The sequence below is a fragment of the Flavobacterium ginsengiterrae genome, from assembly GCF_039539785.1.
Lineage (GTDB): Bacteria > Bacteroidota > Bacteroidia > Flavobacteriales > Flavobacteriaceae > Flavobacterium > Flavobacterium ginsengiterrae.
The window spans coordinates 542128-562113 of record NZ_BAABDU010000006.1; the positions used below are offsets into that span (position 1 = coordinate 542128).

At 34.5% G+C, this 19986-nt stretch carries 17 protein-coding genes and 3 tRNA genes; 11 read left to right on the forward strand and 9 right to left on the reverse strand.

From position 1 onward, the window contains the following. Positions 1–19: 19 nt before the first annotated feature. Together ABD859_RS18580 and ABD859_RS18585 are read right to left on the reverse strand one after the other, a co-directional pair. Entirely contained in the window at positions 20–781 is a 762-nt protein-coding gene (locus tag ABD859_RS18580; protein WP_345146121.1) for a C40 family peptidase, read from the reverse strand. 68 nt (positions 782–849) lie between these two features. Beyond that, complete coding sequence (locus ABD859_RS18585) at positions 850–2028, reverse strand: acetyl-CoA C-acyltransferase (RefSeq protein WP_345146122.1); 1179 nt, start codon at positions 2026–2028, stop codon at positions 850–852. 239 nt (positions 2029–2267) lie between these two features. Here ABD859_RS18585 and ABD859_RS18590 point away from each other — a divergent pair. The 6 genes from ABD859_RS18590 to ABD859_RS18615 all read left to right on the forward strand — a co-directional run bounded on the left by ABD859_RS18590 (position 2268) and on the right by ABD859_RS18615 (position 5870). Continuing rightward, a tRNA-Ser gene (locus ABD859_RS18590) sits at positions 2268–2351 on the forward strand. 14 nt (positions 2352–2365) lie between these two features. Continuing rightward, a tRNA-Pro gene (locus ABD859_RS18595) sits at positions 2366–2440 on the forward strand. 34 nt (positions 2441–2474) lie between these two features. Continuing rightward, positions 2475–2548 (forward strand) — tRNA-Arg (locus ABD859_RS18600). A gap of 137 nt (positions 2549–2685) precedes the next feature. Further along, entirely contained in the window at positions 2686–3477 is a 792-nt protein-coding gene (locus ABD859_RS18605; RefSeq protein ID WP_345146123.1) for a Fic family protein, read from the forward strand. Between the two features lie 121 nt (positions 3478–3598). Further along, entirely contained in the window at positions 3599–4582 is a 984-nt protein-coding gene (locus ABD859_RS18610) for a YheT family hydrolase (RefSeq protein WP_345146125.1), read from the forward strand. Between the two features lie 100 nt (positions 4583–4682). After that, positions 4683–5870, forward strand: coding sequence for an MFS transporter (locus tag ABD859_RS18615; protein ID WP_345146126.1), 1188 nt, complete (start codon positions 4683–4685; stop codon positions 5868–5870). Between the two features lie 9 nt (positions 5871–5879). On the opposite strand, the gene ABD859_RS18620 is transcribed toward ABD859_RS18615, so the two are convergent. Beyond that, the gene (locus tag ABD859_RS18620) at positions 5880–6305 is read right to left on the reverse strand and encodes a GNAT family N-acetyltransferase (protein ID WP_345146127.1); all 426 of its coding nucleotides are present in this window, start codon (positions 6303–6305) and stop codon (positions 5880–5882) included. A 52-nt stretch (positions 6306–6357) separates the two neighbouring features. Further along, positions 6358–7137 carry a ThuA domain-containing protein gene (locus tag ABD859_RS18625; RefSeq protein ID WP_345146128.1) on the reverse strand — a complete coding sequence of 260 codons (780 nt, stop codon included), beginning with the start codon at positions 7135–7137 and terminating at the stop codon, positions 6358–6360. 147 nt (positions 7138–7284) lie between these two features. Here ABD859_RS18625 and ABD859_RS18630 point away from each other — a divergent pair, with 147 nt between their 5' ends. Continuing rightward, entirely contained in the window at positions 7285–8106 is an 822-nt protein-coding gene (locus ABD859_RS18630) for a phospholipase A (RefSeq protein ID WP_345146129.1), read from the forward strand. Here the strand turns inward: ABD859_RS18630 and ABD859_RS18635 are convergent. Both ABD859_RS18635 and ABD859_RS18640 read right to left on the reverse strand, forming a co-directional pair. Next, positions 8103–9053 carry an alpha/beta fold hydrolase gene (locus ABD859_RS18635; protein ID WP_345146130.1) on the reverse strand — a complete coding sequence of 317 codons (951 nt, stop codon included), beginning with the start codon at positions 9051–9053 and terminating at the stop codon, positions 8103–8105. The two genes, ABD859_RS18630 and ABD859_RS18635, sit on opposite strands and share 4 nt — an antisense overlap. 58 nt (positions 9054–9111) lie before the next feature. Then, on the reverse strand, positions 9112–9864 hold the full coding sequence (locus ABD859_RS18640; protein ID WP_345146131.1) for a hypothetical protein: 753 nt from the start codon (positions 9862–9864) through the stop codon (positions 9112–9114). A gap of 190 nt (positions 9865–10054) precedes the next feature. On the opposite strand from ABD859_RS18640, the gene ABD859_RS18645 reads away from it, so the two are divergent. The 4 genes from ABD859_RS18645 to ABD859_RS18660 all read left to right on the forward strand — a co-directional run bounded on the left by ABD859_RS18645 (position 10055) and on the right by ABD859_RS18660 (position 16412). Then, entirely contained in the window at positions 10055–11158 is a 1104-nt protein-coding gene (locus tag ABD859_RS18645; protein WP_345146133.1) for a fatty acid desaturase family protein, read from the forward strand. A 380-nt stretch (positions 11159–11538) separates the two neighbouring features. After that, positions 11539–13905 carry a TonB-dependent receptor gene (locus ABD859_RS18650; RefSeq protein WP_345146135.1) on the forward strand — a complete coding sequence of 789 codons (2367 nt, stop codon included), beginning with the start codon at positions 11539–11541 and terminating at the stop codon, positions 13903–13905. Between the two features lie 24 nt (positions 13906–13929). Then, positions 13930–15159 carry a DUF4374 domain-containing protein gene (locus ABD859_RS18655; protein ID WP_345146136.1) on the forward strand — a complete coding sequence of 410 codons (1230 nt, stop codon included), beginning with the start codon at positions 13930–13932 and terminating at the stop codon, positions 15157–15159. Between the two features lie 95 nt (positions 15160–15254). After that, positions 15255–16412 (forward strand): PepSY-associated TM helix domain-containing protein, encoded by a 1158-nt coding sequence (locus ABD859_RS18660; RefSeq protein ID WP_345146137.1) that lies wholly within the window; start codon positions 15255–15257, stop codon positions 16410–16412. A gap of 65 nt (positions 16413–16477) precedes the next feature. On the opposite strand, the gene ABD859_RS18665 is transcribed toward ABD859_RS18660, so the two are convergent. From ABD859_RS18665 to ABD859_RS18675, 3 genes are all read right to left on the reverse strand, one after another. After that, on the reverse strand, positions 16478–17428 hold the full coding sequence (locus ABD859_RS18665; RefSeq protein WP_345146138.1) for a DUF4465 domain-containing protein: 951 nt from the start codon (positions 17426–17428) through the stop codon (positions 16478–16480). A 68-nt stretch (positions 17429–17496) separates the two neighbouring features. Then, complete coding sequence (locus ABD859_RS18670) at positions 17497–18711, reverse strand: hypothetical protein (RefSeq protein WP_345146139.1); 1215 nt, start codon at positions 18709–18711, stop codon at positions 17497–17499. A gap of 4 nt (positions 18712–18715) precedes the next feature. Then, the gene (locus tag ABD859_RS18675; protein WP_345146141.1) at positions 18716–19957 is read right to left on the reverse strand and encodes a PKD domain-containing protein; all 1242 of its coding nucleotides are present in this window, start codon (positions 19955–19957) and stop codon (positions 18716–18718) included. Positions 19958–19986: the final 29 nt, after the last annotated feature.

Consider the following 19986-nt stretch of genomic DNA (forward strand, 5'->3'; position numbering starts at 1 on the left):
TTTTTTTAAGGAGTTTTTACTAGATAATTTTCTTGATTACACGAAGTTTATGAGTATGTTTGTTTAATTCTGGATTGTAAATTCCGGTATGATCCAAACGGTCAATACGTACTTTTCCACTTGCGTGAATAATGTAATTGTTTTCCATAATAATTCCGACATGGGTAATGTTTCCTTCGTCATTATCAAAGAAAGCCAAATCGCCTGCTTCACATTCTTCAATAAAACTCAACGGATCGCCTTCAAGTGCCTGCTGTGAAGCGTCACGGTGAATTTTATATCCGTTTAATTTGTAAACCATTTGGGTAAAACCAGAACAATCGATTCCGAAAGGTGTTTTTCCGCCCCATAAATACGGAGCATTCAAATACATAAAAGCGGTTTTGATTAAAGCGCTTTTTGGTTTGATACCGCTTGTTTTGGTTCCTTCAAAATCAAAATTAGAAACGTTGATTTCGCTGTTATTCAAAAATGATAATGAAGCGCCCAGCGGAATTGGAAGCAAAAGATTATTTGGAGCTGTGATATAATCAATTAAATCGGCATTTAAGATAATGGCCTCTTTGCTCAATAGATCAAACTGCTCTTTTGAAATTTCCTGATATTGCTTAGAATCTACCCAGCCTATGTAGTCATCAAACTGAATCCGAATTTTAGCCCATTGATTATGGCGTTCTAAAATTTCGATGTGTTCGCCAAACAAAAGCTGTGTTACGATTTCACTTCTGTCACTAGCTTCAGCTCGAACGGGTACTATGGCAAGATTGCAGATTCCGAACATGTATGGAAATTTATAAGTTGAAAATCAGGAATTATATACTATAACTCCTGATTTTTATTGATATTGTTTTAAGCTCTTTCGATAACAATTGCTGATGCTCCACCGCCACCGTTGCAAATTGCAGCAGCTCCGGTTTTTGCATTGTTTTGTTCTAAAACGTTTAGCAAAGTTACAATGATACGCGCTCCAGAAGCTCCAAGAGGATGTCCAAGAGAAACGGCGCCACCGTTTACGTTTACTTTATCGTTATCAAGATTTAAGATTTTTGCATTGGCTAATCCCACAACAGAGAAAGCTTCGTTGAATTCGAAGAAATCAACATCTGAAATTGAAATTCCAGCTTTGTCTAATGCTTTTGGTAATGCTTTTGCAGGACTTGTTGTAAACCATTTTGGTTCTTGTGCAGCATCTGCGTAGCCTTTTATGTAAGCTAGAGGTTTTAATCCTAAAGCGTTTGCTTTTTCTTCAGACATTAAAACTAAAGCAGCGGCTCCGTCATTGATTGTTGAAGCGTTTGCAGCAGTTACAGTTCCATCTTTAGTGAAAACTGCACTTAAAGAAGGGATTTTATCTAATTTTACGTTAGTGTATTCTTCGTCTTTTGAAAAAATTAGGGGTTCACCGCGTCTTTGTGGTACTTCTACAGGAACCACTTCGTTGTCAAATTTCCCGGCATCCCAAGCTTTTGCACTTCTTTCGTAAGACTGAATGGCGAAAGCATCTTGTTCTTCACGGCTGATTTTGTATTCAGATGCACATAAGTCAGCGCAAACTCCCATTGCGTTGTTATCGTAAGCATCTGTCAAACCATCTTTTTGCATTCCGTCCAACATTGTGGCTGGGCCAAATTTGTTTCCGGCACGCATTTGCACGTAATGCGGAATCAAACTCATGCTTTCCATTCCTCCGGCAACGACAATTTCTGCGTCACCGCATGCAATTGCCTGAGCAGCGAACATTACAGCTTTCATTCCAGATGCACATACTTTGTTTACTGTTGTAGCAGCAACTTCTTCAGACAATCCGGCAAATAATGCAGCCTGACGCGCCGGAGCTTGTCCAACACCTGCCTGAATTACATTACCCATAAAAACTTCATCAACAAGTTTTGGGTCAAGATTAATTTTTGAAAGTGCTCCTTTTATGGCAGCAGCTCCTAATTTTGGTGCAGGTACAGTAGATAACCCGCCCATGAAACTTCCGATAGGTGTTCTAACGGCAGAAACGATAACAACTCTTTTGTTCATGTTCTGTTTAATAATAGTTATCTAGCAAATTTACTGTTTAGTTTGAATAAATTCAAATTTTGTGTTGAATGGGGATATTTTTAATTTAAGATGAAATTTTTGTTAATTCTATTTGTTTGATTGTGAAGTCTTTTGAAAAAAAGATGAAAAAAAAATCAAAAAAAGCGAAAAAATACTTGTGAGATATGGAATGTTGTCATACCTTTGCCACCGCAAAACAGAACACGTTTCTTGAGCTTGGAGAGGTGCCAGAGCGGTAATGGAGCAGATTGCTAATCTGTCGACGGGTAACCGTCGCCAGGGTTCGAGTCCCTGTCTCTCCGCTTAAATTTTGCCTCGGGGTGTAGCGTAGCCCGGTTATCGCGCCTGCTTTGGGAGCAGGAGGCCGCAGGTTCGAATCCTGCCACCCCGACTAAAACTTTAAGCGATAAAGTTTTAAAAATAATGGTCGCATAGCTCAGCTGGATAGAGCACCTGCCTTCTAAGCAGGCGGTCGAAGGTTCGAATCCTTCTGCGATCACAAAAAGCCACTCAATCGAGTGGCTTTTTTGTTTTAAACAATCTAATTCGATTTTACTAATGATTTTTGAGAAGTTGTTTATTTAATTGATTTTAGAATTGTATTTTTATATTAAACTTTTCTAATACTATGAATCAATGGAATCTCTTATATTAAAATATAAAAGTTTAGGAATTGCTGATGTATTGCATTACGAGAAATTCAATTTGATTTCGATAAGCCACCATTCAACTAAAATTGAAGGTTCTACATTAACAGAACTTGAAACCCAGATTCTTCTGGATGACGGCCTTACACCAAAAGGGAAACCTGTTAATGATACATTAATGGTTACGGATCATTTTAAAGCTTTGCATTTTATTATAGATAAAGCCAAAAATAAAGTGCCGGTTTCAACCAATTTAATTAAAGAAATTAATTCGTACGTGATGAAGAGTACCGGTGGTATTTATAATACGATGCTGAGAGAGGTTGATGCAAGCAAAGGAATGTTTAGAAAAGGGAATGTTACTGCAGGAGTTTCTTATTTTCCTAATTATGATAAGGTTGAAAGGTTGACAAATGAGCTTGTTAAATTCATTAACTCTAAAATGAATGGTAATTTAACTATTGATGAAAAGTTGAATTTGTCTTTTGATGCACATTTTAATCTTGTCAGTATTCATCCGTTTTATGACGGAAATGGAAGAACTTCACGTTTACTTATGAATTATATTCAAGCTTTTTATGATATTCCAATGGCAATTGTTAACAGCGAAGATAAACAGGAATATATACAAGCTTTGATAGACACTAGAAATGAAGATAATATTGATATTTTTAGAAACTTCATGAAAAATCAATATGAAGAATATCTTGAAAGAGAAATCAAAAAGTTCGAAGATGGTTTTTCATCTAAATCGAATAAAGGGTTTAGTTTTTTGTTTTGAATTAATATCATTAGAGGTTTTAAAATTACTTTTTGTTTTTCAAAAGAAATAAAAAGACAGTTTTTAGTTACATATTGATTGATTTCTTAGATTTGTAGTACGCACCATAAAATTTTTTGTTATGCCGCTAATTGATCATTCAGAATATAATTTTCCTTCGATTATTCATCGCAACAGACATGTTTCGACTATTTATGCTGCTTTGTTTAAAAGATTTGAAGTTCCTGGATATACAAGAGAAAAACTTGAGTTAAACGACGGGGATTTTATCAATATCGATTTTATTATAAACGATTCTAAAAAGGCAGTTATTTTATGTCATGGTTTAGAAGGCGATTCTCGCAGGACTTATAATAATAGCTGTGCAGCTTATTTTCAGGATAAAGGGTTTTCGGTTTTTGCATGGAATAACCGCACTTGCGGAGGAGAAATGAATCGCCTGCCAAGACTTTACCATCATGGCGCGGTAGATGATTTAGATGAGGTGGTTCAATTTGTTTTTAAAAAAGGATTTGAAGATGTGTACCTGATTGGGTATTCGATGGGCGGTGTACAGCTTTTAAATTATTTTGGGTGGACAAAAATTGATAAACGTATTAAGGCTGGGGTTTCTATTTCTGTTCCTACTCATATTGCGACTAGTGCAGAAATCCTTAAGCAAGGGTTTAACAGGGTTTATTTAAAGAATTTTACAATTGACATTAAAAGAAAACTCAAATACAAAGCGGCACAATTTCCTGATTTTATAAATCGTGACCAGATTGATAAAATTACATCTTTTGATGAGGTCGATCATTATTTTACGGCACCGCTGCATGGTTATGCAAGTCGTGAGGATTATTACCAGCGTGTTTCTCCGGAATTTTATCTTAAAGATATTACTACTCCGGTTTTAATTATTAATTCTCTCGACGATCCGTTTTTGGGCGAAAGGTGTTATCCCAGAGCAATAGCACAAGACAGTGCTTATGTTTATCTGGAAACGCCAAAATATGGCGGACATTGTGCTTTTCCGCTTCGTGATTCTACATATTCTTATGCAGAGAAAAGAGCTTATGATTTTTTTAATTCTTTTACTGCATCGGCAGAGATTAATAAAGCTTAATATGCAAAACTCTTGAGATTTATTTAAATAGAAGCTTATATTTGCACTCTTAATTTTATTCCTTTTTCTCTTTGTAGAAATTATTCTAAGAGTTTAAATAATGCTGCCAAAAAATAAATCAATTTATAGCCTTCAGTTCATTTTACTTTGTTTGAGCTCTCTTTTGTTCTCGTCTAGTTTTAATATGATTATACCAGAACTCCCAAGTTATTTAAGCAGTTTGGGCGGGGCAGAATACAAAGGTTTGATTATTTCTTTGTTTACTCTTACGGCGGCAATATCGAGACCTTTCAGTGGTAAGCTTACAGATAAATGGGGACGTGTTCCTGTAATGGCCGTTGGGTCTGTGGTATGTCTTATCTGTGGTTTTTTGTATCCGGTATTAAGCTCAGTTTCGGGATTTTTATTTCTGCGTTTGGTTCATGGTTTTTCTACAGGATTTAAACCAACAGCAACTTCGGCTTATGTTGCTGATATTATTCCGCAGGAACGATGGGGTGAAGCTTTAGGTATGCACGGTTTATGTTTTAGTATTGGCGGTGCTTTAGGGCCGGCATTAGGAGGAATGGTTGTAAATGCTTACGGAATTGATGTTATGTTTTACAGTTCGTCATTTCTTGCTTTCATGTCGATTGTGATCGTTATGAATATGAAAGAAACTTTAGCCACAAAAGAAAAACTTCATAAATCAATGTTTTACATAGGCCGAAAAGATATTATAGATCTTGGAGCACTTCCTGCCGGAGTTATCACTTTCTTTTCGTACACAGCTTATGGTTTAATACTTACTTTGATTCCGGATTGGAGCGAGCATCTTGGAGCAGAAAATAAAGGAGTGTTTTTTACTGCTTTTACAATTGCTTCTGTTTTGGTAAGATTTGGTGCCGGAAAGGTTTCTGACCGACACGGACGCACAAATGTAATATTGGCCGGTTTAGTAGTTACTTCAATTGCTTTATTTGTAATTAGCACAGGAAATAGTATTCCGGTACTTTTAGCGGGCGCAGCTCTTTACGGAATGGGTACTGGGATTTTATCGCCGGCCATTAATGCGTGGACGATTGATTTAAGCAATCCGCAGCATAGAGGCAAAGCGATTGCGACCATGTATATTTCTATGGAAATAGGAATTGGACTTGGGGCACTGCTGGGCGGTACTTATTATAATGACCAGATTGGGCGCATACCACAAATAATGAAAATAGATATTCTGGTTTTATTTTTAGGAATTCTGTATCTTTTATATTGGAAAAGGAAACGTGCAGATAGAAAAATAATTAAAGATTAAGCTCTTTATTTATAGCTCTAAATGCAGAATTGGATAAGGTTTTCCGCACCCGTCTAAATCTGAAGTTGATTTAAGCTTGAATCCGAAATGATAATAAAATGCAGCAGCTTGTAAATTGTCTTTATTTACATCGACTTTTGTTATGTTTAATTTCTCCAGAGCAAATAGTAAAAGTTTTTTGCCAATGCCTTTTCCAATTTCACTGGCAGTTACAAAGAGCATTTCTAAACTTTTTTCATTTGTACCTATAAATCCAATAATTTCTTCATTTTCGTTTTTTATGCAATGTAATGTAACGCTGTCAAAAAAGTTTGGAATAAGTTCTTTGTAGAATATAAAATCCTCGGGTTTTAAAAAATCATGCGTTGCTTTTACAGATGATTCCCAAACAGAAATCAAATGTTTGTATTCGCTTTTGTCTACTTTTAAGATCATTATTATTTTTTATTATCCTTCAAATATAATATAACTCAAGGTTTTTTCGAGGTTAATTATTTTTATTGGCTGCCCAAAGAATAGCATTTTTAAGCAGTGTCGTATAATCTTTGTTTTGAAATAATTCAGGAGAATGTCCCATAAAAATATATATATTTCGCGATGCAAAATGATCGTTTGTCCAAACTACAGGATGATCTCCCATTTTTATTTTTGAAGCAGGTTCGTAAGTAGATTCGTCTACCGAAGCCAGTACATGAACATTATTTCGCGGACTTTTATTATAAACGTACCATTCTTCTTTTTTTACCAAAAATTGAGGAGAAACTCCTTTTGTAACTGGATGTGAACGATCTTCAATATTTACTTTTCCGTTGGCAAATGTTGAAATATAATCTACAAATTTTATTCCTCCCATAAAATCAGAAAACCAATTCCACATTGGATATCCGTCAAATTCACCTAATAGTGTTGCATGATGAAGACCAATCCATCCGCCTCGGCCTTCATTTATATATTTTTCAAAAGCTTTCATTGATTCTTCACTCCATGTATAAGGCGGATAATCGAGTTGTATGAAAAGCTTATACTGACTTAAAAGATATTCATTGATTGTTTTTGTGTTTTCGATATAATCAATTGTAAAATTGTTTTGAGCAGCAAGTTCGTTAAGCCATGGTTTAGCAGCTTTGGTAAAATCCAGATGATGTCCGCCGTTTTCGAACAAAACCAAAACTTTAAATTTAGATTTTTCTAATGACTGACTCAGACTATTTTCGCTTATTAATAAAACGGCAAACAGTAATACAAATGTTATAATTGATTTTTTCATTTGGTTCTTAAAAAGGTTAGTCTTTAAATTCAAATTTACAATATGCATTTTAGGTATTAAAATCGAATGAAAGAAGTTTTTAAATTCACAGAAATAATGTATATTAGTACAAAAGCTTCAATATAAGCCCTGATTTAAACTAAAAAAATGCATTTAAAATATATAATACTAAGTTTTGTTTTGTTTACAATTACAGCAAATTCACAAATTGTAGAAGATAAAAAAAATTTCCGAGCGGCTGATTCGCTTCTTAAAGAACATAGTTTTTCTGTTCACAGAGATAATTATTTTTTAACGGGAGTTCCGCTGGATCAAGATATAACCCGAAATACTGCTGATGTTAAATATCAGGTCAGCTTTAAACTCCGATTAAATTCTAAACCTTTGTGGGGCGGTTTTTTTCCGTATTTAATGTATACACAAAAAGCATTTTGGGATATTTATGCGAATTCAAAACCGTTTTCTGAAATTAATTTTAATCCCGGAGTAGCGCTTGTCCGTCCGTTTTATCTAAAAGGAGGAAGGCTTACATACGGAACAGTTTCATTGGAACACGAATCAAACGGAAGAGATTCAATTTATTCCAGAACCTGGAATATGCTGGCTTTTTCTTTAAAATCACAGGTTTCGCCTCGATGGACTGTTGGGCTTAGAGGCTGGATTCCGCTTGTAGATAAAGAAGATAATCCCGGACTTACCAAATATGTTGGCTATGGTGAAGCGAGTGCAACTTATCAAATAAAACCCGGAAGATGGAGCGCTGATGTTCTTTTTAGAAAAGGCAGTGGTTTAATTAATTATGGTTCTTTGCAGACACAGCTAAACTGGCGTCCTTATAAAGATGAAAACTATTATCTCACTTTGCAATGGTTTGTAGGATATACCGAAAGTTTAATTGATTATCAGGAACATAAAAGTATGATTCGTTTAGGATTTACTATTAAACCTGAAAATATGGGGATTTTTTAATCCCCATTTAAAATTTGCTCAATAATTATTTTTTGCACCTCTTCTGATTTTTCGATAAGAACAGAATGTCCTGCATCTTCAAATTCAAAAATATTCTTTTTGGGCGCTTTTAGCCTTGCATAATATTTCTCGGCAATTGTAAAATTGGTTTGAAGATCTTTTTTGCCAATGAAAAAATATACAGGACATTTGACTTTAGGAAGTTCTTTAAAAAGATTTTGCTGTATGGCTTGGTTCCAGGTTGGCATCCAGGTATCTGACCATGTTTTTAAGTATTCTTTTATGGCAAGGGTATCTTTATCCGGCAAAGGCTGTCCGTCGTAATCAAACATCCATTTTCTGGAATAATAAATCTGATCTGAATTTTCAAAAGGAATTTTAACTGTATTTAATTCTTTTTCGGCGGTTATATTTCCTTTTTCTTTGAAATAAGCTTTGAGTTTATCCAGCAGTATTTTTTCGCTTTCTGTTTGATTGATTACGGAGCTAAATGTAAGATAAGCGTTTAGAATTTCGGGGTGTTTTTGGGCCATTTTAAATCCTAAAACAGTTCCCCAGGATTCGCCCGCAAGATAGATTTTCTTTTTGTTGAATTTTTTTTGAAGAAGTTTGATTACTTCATAAGTATCACTTTCCATTAGTTCGAGAGTAATAGGGACATCAGATTTATTTAAAGCCAGTGTTTTTCCGGCATCTCTTTGATCCCATTGCACGACTAAAAAGTGATCTTTAAGTTTATTTGTAAAACTTTCTGCCTGCCTCATTCTCGAACTGCCAGGGCCTCCATGTAAAAAAAGTATAAGAGGTGAATTTTGATTTCCGGTATAAGAAATAATTTGTTTTATTTTATTAACTGATAAAGTATCATAATTGGTCTGGATTTGTGCAAACATCTGACCCATGAATAACATAATAAGCAGGAGCGTAAAATTAAATCTGTTTTTCATTTTAATTCAGTTAATTATGAGGTTTAAATTTGATTTTATTAGGTCAATTAATATTTTTTTAAAGATTTGAGTTTATAGTAAATAGTAAATCTTCTCTCGTGCCTTTTTTTAAATTGATAACGTCAAATCTTTTTGTTGAGGTAAAAGAACCAATATCGCTGTCGCTGTTTATTAAAATGGCTCCCACAAGAACAAGATATTTACAATTGTATTTTGTACCGTCGATTAATTCCTGAATGCGTTTGTCTATCGACTCGTAAATAATTTCGGTGGCTTCAAAAAGAGGGATTTCTGCTTTAAGAATTCGGTCTTTTTGGTTGTAAAGAATCTGCTCGATTGTATTCATTTGATAATCTATTTCGGTTATATGGCCGGGCTCAATAGCATTATCTAATAATTTATGAAGTGCGCCGTGGGCCGCGCCGCAACAGCTAGACGGTTTGTGCTGTCCAAAACGATTAATTTCGCCAACTGTTCCTTCTTTTGAAATACCAATATGAGGTCCGTAATAAATAAAAACTGCACCGTCATCAGGAACATGACTTGCAAAAGCCTGCATGCCGGTTAGTCCCGTAAATGGAAAACCATCTAATCCACCCATTTTAAAAGGTCCCAGAAACTCATTTGCTCTTACAGGATACTGAATACTGTTTACATCATCGCTGCAAATGCTGTCTGCAAACATAATTTCGGCAGGTTCAAGATCCAGTTTTTCTTCGATATAATCGATAATCTTGTTTATAAAATCAATTGTGGTTAGTGCATTAGGGTAGTATTTTCTAATGGTTTGCAGTTTTTCTCTTTTTTTCATTCTTAGAAAATTTGAATGTAAATATCAGTTATGTGATAAATTGGAAAATGGCATTTCTGACTTTAGTAAAATTATAAAATTTAGAACAGGTTTTATAAGATTATTTTTTTGAGAGTGTAAAAACTTGTAAATCAAATATTTTAACTTTTTTTTATTAAATTTGATAGTACAATTTCTAGCAGCATTAATTATGGAAAAATTAAAACGCCCGGTTTATGTTAAAGCTGGTACCGATGATTTTTTTAAAAAGTTACGCACAGAAGTGAACGAAACTGTTTTGCAAAATTCATCTTTGTACCGTTTAAATATTCTCAAGTCTCTAGGTCTTTTGTTTTTGTATTTTTTGTTTTATGGCTGTATTTTAATATTTGGCAGCAACACACTTTTACTTTTTCTTTTTTACATTTTGTGTGGTTTTACCATGATTGTGCTTTTTATAAATGCATTTCATGATGCGGCACATGGTGCTTTATTTAAAAAAGCAAAACACAATGAATGGTTTTTATATGTTTTAGAACTTTTTGGAAGTAATCACTGGCTCTGGATGCGGCGTCATATAAACCTGCATCATGCTTATCCTAATGTACCGGATTGGGATATAGATATCAAACAAAGCGATATTATCAGGATTTTTCCAAACAGCCCGCTTTTTAGTTACCATAAATATCAGCATATTTATATGTGGTTTATTTATCCGTTATATAGCTTAAACTGGATTTATATCCGTGATTTTAAAGATTTTTTTGGAACCAGAAATAACTATGTAAAAAAGGTTGTAGATAAAATTCCTTTAAAACAGGTTTTTTTATTATTTGGTGCAAAAGTTATAAATCTGGTGTATATTCTTTTTGTTCCAATGATAGTTTTAAATCAGCCTTGGTATTTGGTTTTGACTGCCTGGCTTTCAATGCATTTATTTGGAAGTGTTTTGGGAGTTGTGGCACTGGTTTCTACTCATGTTGATGAAGATGCAAATTTTCCGGGAACTGATGAAGATGGAAATCTTTCTGCTACCTGGGCTGTACACCAAATGATTGTTACAAAGGATTTCAGCACCAACAGTAAACTTGCTAATTTTTTATACGGCGGTTTTACTCATCATGTTGCACATCATCTTTTTCCGGGTGTTGGGCATACTTATTACCCTTACATTACGCCAATTATAATGCGTTATGCTCAGGAATATGATCTTCCTTATACTTCCTATCCTTTTTATCATGCCATTCGATCGCATTTTAGAATGCTGAGGGATAAAGGAATTAGAGAAAACATTTTAACGACAGGAGAAATTTAAGATTTTAAAATTGTTGTTTGTTATTAGTTTTATATATTTTCTTTAACCGTTTCACACATCAAACCGGACTATATAATCTACACCATCTTTTTACTTAGATGTGTGTCACAATTTGCCATTTCCGCAAATCAAGCCTTTTACTTCATTTTTTAATAAGTTTTTTTATAATAAATATTTCTTTTTAATAAAATCGCATTACATTTTTTTAATGTTATTTTAATTTTAAATTAAGATAATCTTAAGAAAAGGAGTTTTTTTTATTAATCTATTATTTTTAAAGTAGGATATAAAATTTATTTAGAATAGTTAAAAATAATTTGTAAAAAAGTAACTCAGTATTTACTTTTGGCTCAAATTTTAATTTAAACTCATTCTACATAATGCGAATTCAAAGAGTTGTAATCTTGATGTTTGCTTTGCTGACAGCGGTTCAAGGTTTTTCACAAAATGGCAAAGTAAATTTAAAAGGAGTAATAGTAGCAGAAAACGGCCAGCCTGCAGAAGGTGTTTCTGTAGCACTAAAAGGAACAAAATATTCGGCTTTAACAAATGAAAAAGGTGAATATGAATTTAATGCTGAACCAGGAGACTACACTCTGGTTGCTACTTCGGTAGGTTTTAAATCAAAACAAACTAAGATCAAATTAGATCAATCCCCAAAAATAATTCCAACTATTACCATTCAGGAAGATATGGCTGCTTTAGAGGAAGTTCAGGTAACTGGAAAATCTAAAGTAGAGCGTGTTCGTGAACAGCCTTTTAATATTGCTGCAATCGATTTAAAGAAGACATATAATTCATCTGCTGATTTAAATCAGGTTTTAAGTACCACTACAGGAGTTCGTGTAAGAGAAACAGGAGGAATGGGATCTGATTTTAAATTCTCTTTGAATGGATTTTCGGGAAATCAGGTTAAATTTTTTATGGATGGCATTCCAATTGACAGTTATGGTTCTTCATTTACATTGAATAATATTCCGGTAAATATGGCCGAACGTATTGAGGTCTACAAAGGAGTTGTGCCGGTTGAGTTAGGAAGTGACGCTTTGGGTGGTGCGGTAAATATTATTACCAATCAGTCAGTAAAAAGATACGTTGATGCCTCTTACAGCTTTGGTTCATTTAATACCCATAGAGCTGCAGTAAATACAAGATTTACCAGTAAAAAAGGTTTTGTAACTAATATTAATGCTTTTGGAAACTATACAGACAATAGTTATAAAGTAACTGCTACAACATCTAATCCAGATGGGACTTTTAATCCGGAACGTGAATACAAGCATTTTCACGATGGTTATAAATCGGGAGCTATTATTGCTGAGTTTGGTGTGAAAGGAAAAAAATATGCCGATTATTTATTAATTGGTATGATGGCTTCGGCAAATAAAAAAGAAATACAAACGGGATCAACCATGCAAAGAGTAATTGGTCTTGCTTTTAACGATAGTAAAGCTTTTGTTCCTTCTTTAAAATTTAAAAAAGACAGTCTTTTTACTAAAAACTTGTCTGTTAATTTAATTGCTTCTTATAATGTTGTTCAAAGCCGTTCTGTAGATACATCTTCTTACAGATACAGCTGGGACGGAAGCCGTACCTGGAGTAAAGTAAGTAATGCCGGAGGAGAACTTAATGATGAAAAAACAATTTATGTATATGACGATAATTCATTTCAGGCCAATACTAATTTTAAATATGATCTGAATGAGCAGCAGTATTTTGCTTTCAACTATTCTGTTAATACTTTAAAAAGAAAAGAAGACGACGAAGTTAGAACCATTACTAAACCAGGATCTCCGGTTGTAAATAAAAACATTTTAGGGCTTTCTTATAATCTGGCAGCGTTTGACAGAAAACTATCGGTTATAGCATTTGGGAAGAAATATTTCTTAAATACCAGTATGAACGTTTTGGAGTATGTAAATGGTAAAAATGTTTATACGCCAATCAAAAGTTCGTTTGATGATATTGGCTACGGAACTGCTTTGGCTTATTTTTTAACAAGCGATATACAATTGAAAACATCTTTTGAGCACGCTTATCGTTTGCCAACTGGAGATGAAATGTTAGGAGATGGTTTAAATCTTAGACCAGCACCGACTTTGAAACCGGAATCAAGCGACAATTTCAATGCTGGAATCGCTTATAAAAAAGGATTAGAAAATCATTCTTTTGGTATTCAGGGAAATTTTATTTACAGAGATGCAAAAGATTTTATCCGCATTCAAACGCAGGGATTTCAGTCTATTTATGAAAATGAGTACAGTGTAAGAGTTACAGGTTTTGATGCTTCGCTGCATTATGCTTTCAAAAACTGGCTGTCAGTTGAAGTAAATGCTACACAGCAAAAAACAATCGATACCAACAAATTTGATCCGCCGGGATCTAATATTCCAAATTACGATAATGGTTCTCAATTAGCCAACGTGCCTATATTTTATGCTAATGCAAGTGTTAGTTTAAATTTTAGAAAGATAAGAACAACTGATGATAACTTGATGATTAATTTATTTACAAACTATGTAGACGAATATTATTTAGTATCAACAAGAAATGGTGCTCCAAGTACCAGAAATACAATTCCATCACAACTCACACAAAACATTGCGGCATCTTATGCTTTTCAAAATGGTAAATATAATATTGGCTTAGAGTGCAACAACATTGCTGATACAAAAGTCTACGACTATTTTAAAGTGCAAAAACCGGGAAGAGCTTTTGCTGTTAAACTTAGATATTTTTTAAACTAATTATATAATTTTAAATTCAATACAATGATAACAAGAATTAAAAACCTTTTAGCTTTAGCAGTTCTGCCAGCTGTATTTTTTTCATGCAGCAGCGACAACGATAACTCAGAGGTAAGAAACCCAGCAGATGAAACTTATGTTCTTTCTTACCAAACTACAGATTACGATACATACGTTTGGCAGTTTGAATCTGTTGACGAATTGATGACAGGATCAATCAACATGGTTGGTAAAGGAATCGAGCAGGCGGGAGGTCTTGTACCGGTTGCAAATACATTTTTTGCTTTAACAGGAAATGCTGAAGGATCTATTGGATATTACCTTAATATGGAAGGTAAATTAAGCACTACTGCTAATTTATTTACAGGAGACAGCTACGCTTACGGAACTACAGATGATAACAAATTAGTTATGGTTAATTCTCCATGGGATGCAAGTTCTACTCAAAATGAAATATTAATTTACGATCCTGCTACGGTTAAAATTTCAAATCGTATCTATGATGATTTCGCAATTCCAAACGGACACTTTTTATGGCCTACAAGTGTAAATGTTTCGGGAAACAAACTTTTCATTTCTACATTTGAGCGTGACAAAGACTGGAAATTGTACCAAGACAAAGCAGTTATAAAAGTTTACGAATATCCTTCTTTGAAATACTTAAAAACTATTGAGGATTCTCGTACAACAGCTATTGGTCAGTACTATACAAATACGGGTATGGTTCAGACAGAATCTGGAGATATCTATACATTCTCATCTAACTCTGTTTTATGCGGTTATACGCCAACGGCTTCTCACTCAGCAATTCTTAGAATCAAAAAAGGAGAGTCAGAATTTGATGCTAATTATTTCTTAGATATCGAAACAAGTATTCTTAAAGGAAAAGTATTATCTGCTTACCCAGCTGGAGGCGAAAAAGTATTAGTTAACTATATCCCTTCAGATATTGATGCTGCACAGCCAAACTGGGGATTCTTGAATTATAAATCATTCAGCTTAAAATGTGCTATTATCGATCTTGGTTCAAAAGCAATTACACAAGTTACAGGATTACCAGACCACTCTGGTGATAACTATTTTGGTTTTGGAAGTGCTTTAATTGAAAGCGGTAAAATCTACAAAAGCTTCGTTACAAATACAGAAGGACGTGTTTACCAAATTGATATTGCAACTGGTGTAGCAAAAGCAGGAGCTGTAATTACTGGTGGTGTTGACTTACCGGCAATGACAAGACTGACTAAAAAACAATAAGCAGTACAATTTAAATTTTGCATATTAAGCCATATAATCATTGTATTCAATGCAATGATTATGTGGTTTTGTTATGTTGTTAAACAACGAATAAAATGAGTGTTATCAAAAAACAATCATCAAAACCAAAATCGAAAGGAAAGTCTCTTTTTAGCAGAATAAATGCCTGGCTGCATCTTTGGTTAGGGCTTGCTTCGGGAATAGTAGTTTTTATAATGGGAATTACAGGCTGTATTTTGGTTTTTGAACACGAAATTAAAGAACTGACTTCACCTTGGTTAAAGGTTGAAGCACAAAGTCCGGAAAAAGTTTTACCGCCTTCTAAAATATATGCAGCAGTAAAGAAAGCGCTTCCTGAAAAAGAAATTCACGGTGTATGGTATAATGGTTTAGATAAAACAATAAAAGTTGATATTGAATCAGATTCTTTGATTTATGTAAATCCGTATAATGGTAAAATAACCGGAATAGTTGATCATGAAGATTTTTTTCATGAAATAGATGAAGGGCATCGTTATGTATGGCTGGGCAGAGAGGTAGGAACTGCGGTTACTTCCTGGGCTACATTAATTTTCTTTTTTCTGTTAATAAGCGGTATGATTTTGTGGTTTCCAAAAAAATGGAACAAAACAACTGTAAACAGCAGTTTTAAAATTAAATGGAATGCCAAATTCAAAAGACTTAATTATGACCTGCATAATGTTTTAGGGTTTTATTCGCTTCTTTTGGCATTTTTAATTGCGCTGACGGGACTAATAATGAGTTTTCACTGGGTTCGCGAAAGTACCTATTGGATAACAGGAGGCTTTACAAACGAAAAGAAAAAGAAAGAAGTTGCAGTAATAAAAACAGATACACTTTCTAAATCAAAATATGATGTATTAACTGCTTCGGATATAATTTTTAATAAAGTCCGAAAAGAAATCGCAAAACATAATAAAGAAGCCGTAATTATTCATTTTCCGGATGAACCCAAAGATAATTTTTATGCTTGCACCGATATGCATAACGGAAATTGGAGAGATCTTTACTTTGACCAGAAAACCTTAGAATTGCTCCCAAATTCACGAAAATATATTGGAGACGAAAAATTTCACGACTGGATGAGCCGTTCTAATTACAGCCTTCACGTTGGTGCAATTGGCGGATTAACAACTAAAATTATTTATTTTATAGCGAGTTTGATTTGTGCCAGTTTACCTATTACGGGTTTTTATATCTGGTGGGGCAGAAAGAAAAAGAAAAAAAATTAAAATATATTAAAAACAAAAGCCTGAGAATCTAAATCCTCAGGCTTTTTACTATTCAAAATATTCGCCTAGAAAGAACGTTTTACAGAAAGTTTATCCAAGCAGAAATAAGCTGCTGTATTCATGCCATACATTGGATCAGAATCTGTAGAAGCCATTTGGAAAACAATATATTGTACATCGCCTAATTTTGCCAGTTCAGATGCAGAAACATCAACCCATCCTGTCGGCATAACTAAAGATGATCCAGTATAGTCAGCTAAAGTATGTGTGATTGGGTTTGTAATTAAACCATTATCATCAACACCATAAATTAAAAGTTCAAAATGATCTCCTGATGCAAAAGGCTGTGTAAATCCATCTCCATATAAACAACCATAATAAGGCCATGGATGGATATTGATTTTTAACCCTAAAACTTCATATGATCCTGTATTTCCAACTTTAATCCAGTTAGAAAAAGAAGATTCGCTAAAAGTAGTTCCTTGTGGAGAAGCAGGATCTAAATAACTTGACCAATATGCCACGATGTAAGGATCTCCTGTTGTTCCCGGCGTTCCCGGTGTAATAGTCGAAGCAGTTCCTGCACCGCTTCCAGCCATAGTTCCCCATTGATGAGGCACCCAGCCGTCTGATCCGCCCGGACCTGCACCAGAACCGTAATTTGTAATATCGTTTACATTAGAAACAATAAAACCGTCCCAGTAATTATAACCAACAGAAGTTGCAGTATGCGAAAAAGTAAAAATGTCAACACTTAAATTCGTATTAGATACATAAGTGTTTTCCCAATACTTCCCGCCCGTTGTTGTAGTACCGCTGCTTAATAATGAACTTGTAAGATTAAGCGTTGTAGTGGTTCCAATTGAAGGATCTGTAACCGCTGTTTTTGAAGTGATTGATTTTGAGTTTTTTAATGCCGAATTTGCATTGTCAACCGTTAAAACATCATCGTCGTTGCTGCAGGAAGAAAATCCCAATGCCAGTCCCAATGTCAAAAAATAAAGTACTTTTTTCATGATTTATAAAAATTAAGGTTAATAATTAATGGTTAGAATTCAATTGCATTATGGTCTAAAGCTTATAATTACTTTGGAAAATTTAAATCTGAAACCTCCTCAAAAGAACCTGTCAGTAAATCAAGCGATCCTAAGGCAGTAAATGTGGGTACATATACCTTTACAAAATCAACTCCCGGCAAGTGCACTTTTTTTCCGTCTTTGTCTACTGCCCAGCTTATATCGATTGAAGGATCTTTTATACCTCCGTAACCCCATTCAAAAGTGCCGACATTAAAACTTGTACCGGCCCCATCGCTTACATCTTTTGCAGGTATTGCGATTTTTGTTCCTTTTACAGTGTAGCTGTCGGCTGCCCAAGCCGGATAATAATTATTTCTTCTTCTGGTATTAGTTCTTGTAATTGTTCCTGAACCGTTTTTATTATCTGTCCACGGAAGATAGGCTGTATCATATTGCCAGCTTAATGCTCCTGTAACGGGAGTTGCCGCAGCATTTGGTCTTTGATATGTAATTTCATAATTCTTAACCGTTGTCGATTTATGATATTCGCTTCCTGCAATTTCATACCATTCATTTTCATCTGCGATCCCATTCTTGTTAGCGTCGTATGCAACAGAAATACTTACAGGAGAATATTTTATTGAAGCATTTCCTGCGGTCGTCTTAACTGTAAAATCACGTTTTCCGTAAGCATTAACAACAGTGTGATCAAAAGCTGTTACGATATAACCTCCAAACGTTCCTAAAGAAACCGCACCGCCAGTTTTTACAATCTGCTGTGTTTTCTGCAACGATTCCTCTTTTGTAGTATAAGCCGCAACACTGTAACTTGGCGCTGGTAAAAAATCAACAAGCGTTAAAGCTTTTGCAGTGTAAGTTTTTCCAGTTTCAGTAACTGTAACTTTGGTAGACGTTTCTTTAACCAATTTATCCAGTGTAACCTTAAGATTTACATCATAAGTTGCCGCTTTTGGAGTAATAAATAATAAAGTTTTACTGTCGCCAATAATAGAATCTTTAACAACACCGTCTTTTCCGGTAACTTTAGTCGACCATTGGTATAATGGCGTTTTTTCTGCAGCATTTTCGATGGTTACTTCTGGAGCAATTTCTACCACATCATATTGTGATACGGAAAATTCTGAAGTCAGTTTCAGCGCGATTGCAGGTTCTGGAGCCGGTGGTTCAACTATAACTTCTGGTTTAGAATCGTCATTGCTGCACGAGTTAAAAGAAGCAAAAGCGATTAGAAATAAACTATATTTTAAATACTTTTTCATGTTCTTAGTTTTTTGCTTTTTTTAAATTGTATTTTTTTAATAAATGAAGATCTCCTGCACCTGCAAAAGTTGCTGCCATTGAAGATTGCTGCTGGCAAAGCCCCATTGGTTCGCTCACACAATTGACCACTTTAATGAAATCGATTCCTGGAAGATTAGCTTTGTTTCCGTTTTTATCAACCGCCCAATCAATATCAATATCTGGATTTACGGCATTTACATAGCCCCATTCTGGCAGAGTAGAATTCCATAAAGTAGTTTGTCCCGGACGTGCAGTTTCAAAATCAACATCGAGTCTGGTTCCTTCATAACTCACTTCGGTTTGTGTTTTCCATAAAGGATAAAATTCTTTCTTAGCTCTTGGTCTTGCCAGATAAAAACTTTCTCCCTGATTATTTTCACAATAAACATGTTCGTAATCCAGAAAAAGTGCACTTGCTGTAACCAAAGGTTCGTTTGCACCTTTTTTACGATACGTTACTTTAAAATTCTTTACGGTATTTGATTTGGCATGCTGACTTCCTATAATTTCATACCATTCATCTTCGTCTGGTTTTCCGTTTTTATTTTTGTCATAAGCCACAAAAATTAATCCCGGTGCCGACGGATTTGCTTTAGGAACTGTTGGGTTCGAAATATCTCCTCCATATACTCTAAAATCGCTTGCTCCCGGAATATTTACAACCGTATGATCAAAACCTACGATAATTGAACCTCCAAAACCGCCTAAATCTAACGGATATCCAACACTTGTTTTGTCAATTCTTCCTAAAACGGTTTTCATTAAATCTTCTTTAGAATTTCCGTCTTTAAATAAATCGTTGGCAAACATTCCCGGAGCAGGATCAAAATCGAAAATTTTTGTGATGTACGGATTGTAATCAGCAGTTTCGTTGATAACTGTTACAGTCGTATTTTTTGTTCCTTTTTTTTCACCAGAAGTCACATTCAAGGTAAACTCATACGAACCCGCATAAATCGCTGTAAATCGTAAGTCTTTTGTATTTCCAACAATAGAATCGGTAACCTGATCTACAGGGTTTTTAGTCATAATCCATTCGTAAACAGCATTAGTGCCAGCATCTGAAGCTGTAATGTCTAAAACCGTAAAAGTGGGCGTTTCATACTTTTCCTGAAGCGTAACTTCAATTTTGTTGGCATTTTCGTCTGGTTTGTCGTCACTGCTGCAGCCAACAAAGGCAAACGCAAAGGCAAACAACAAAAAATGGGTAACATTTTTTTTCATAATTTGGATATAATATATTTGATTTGATA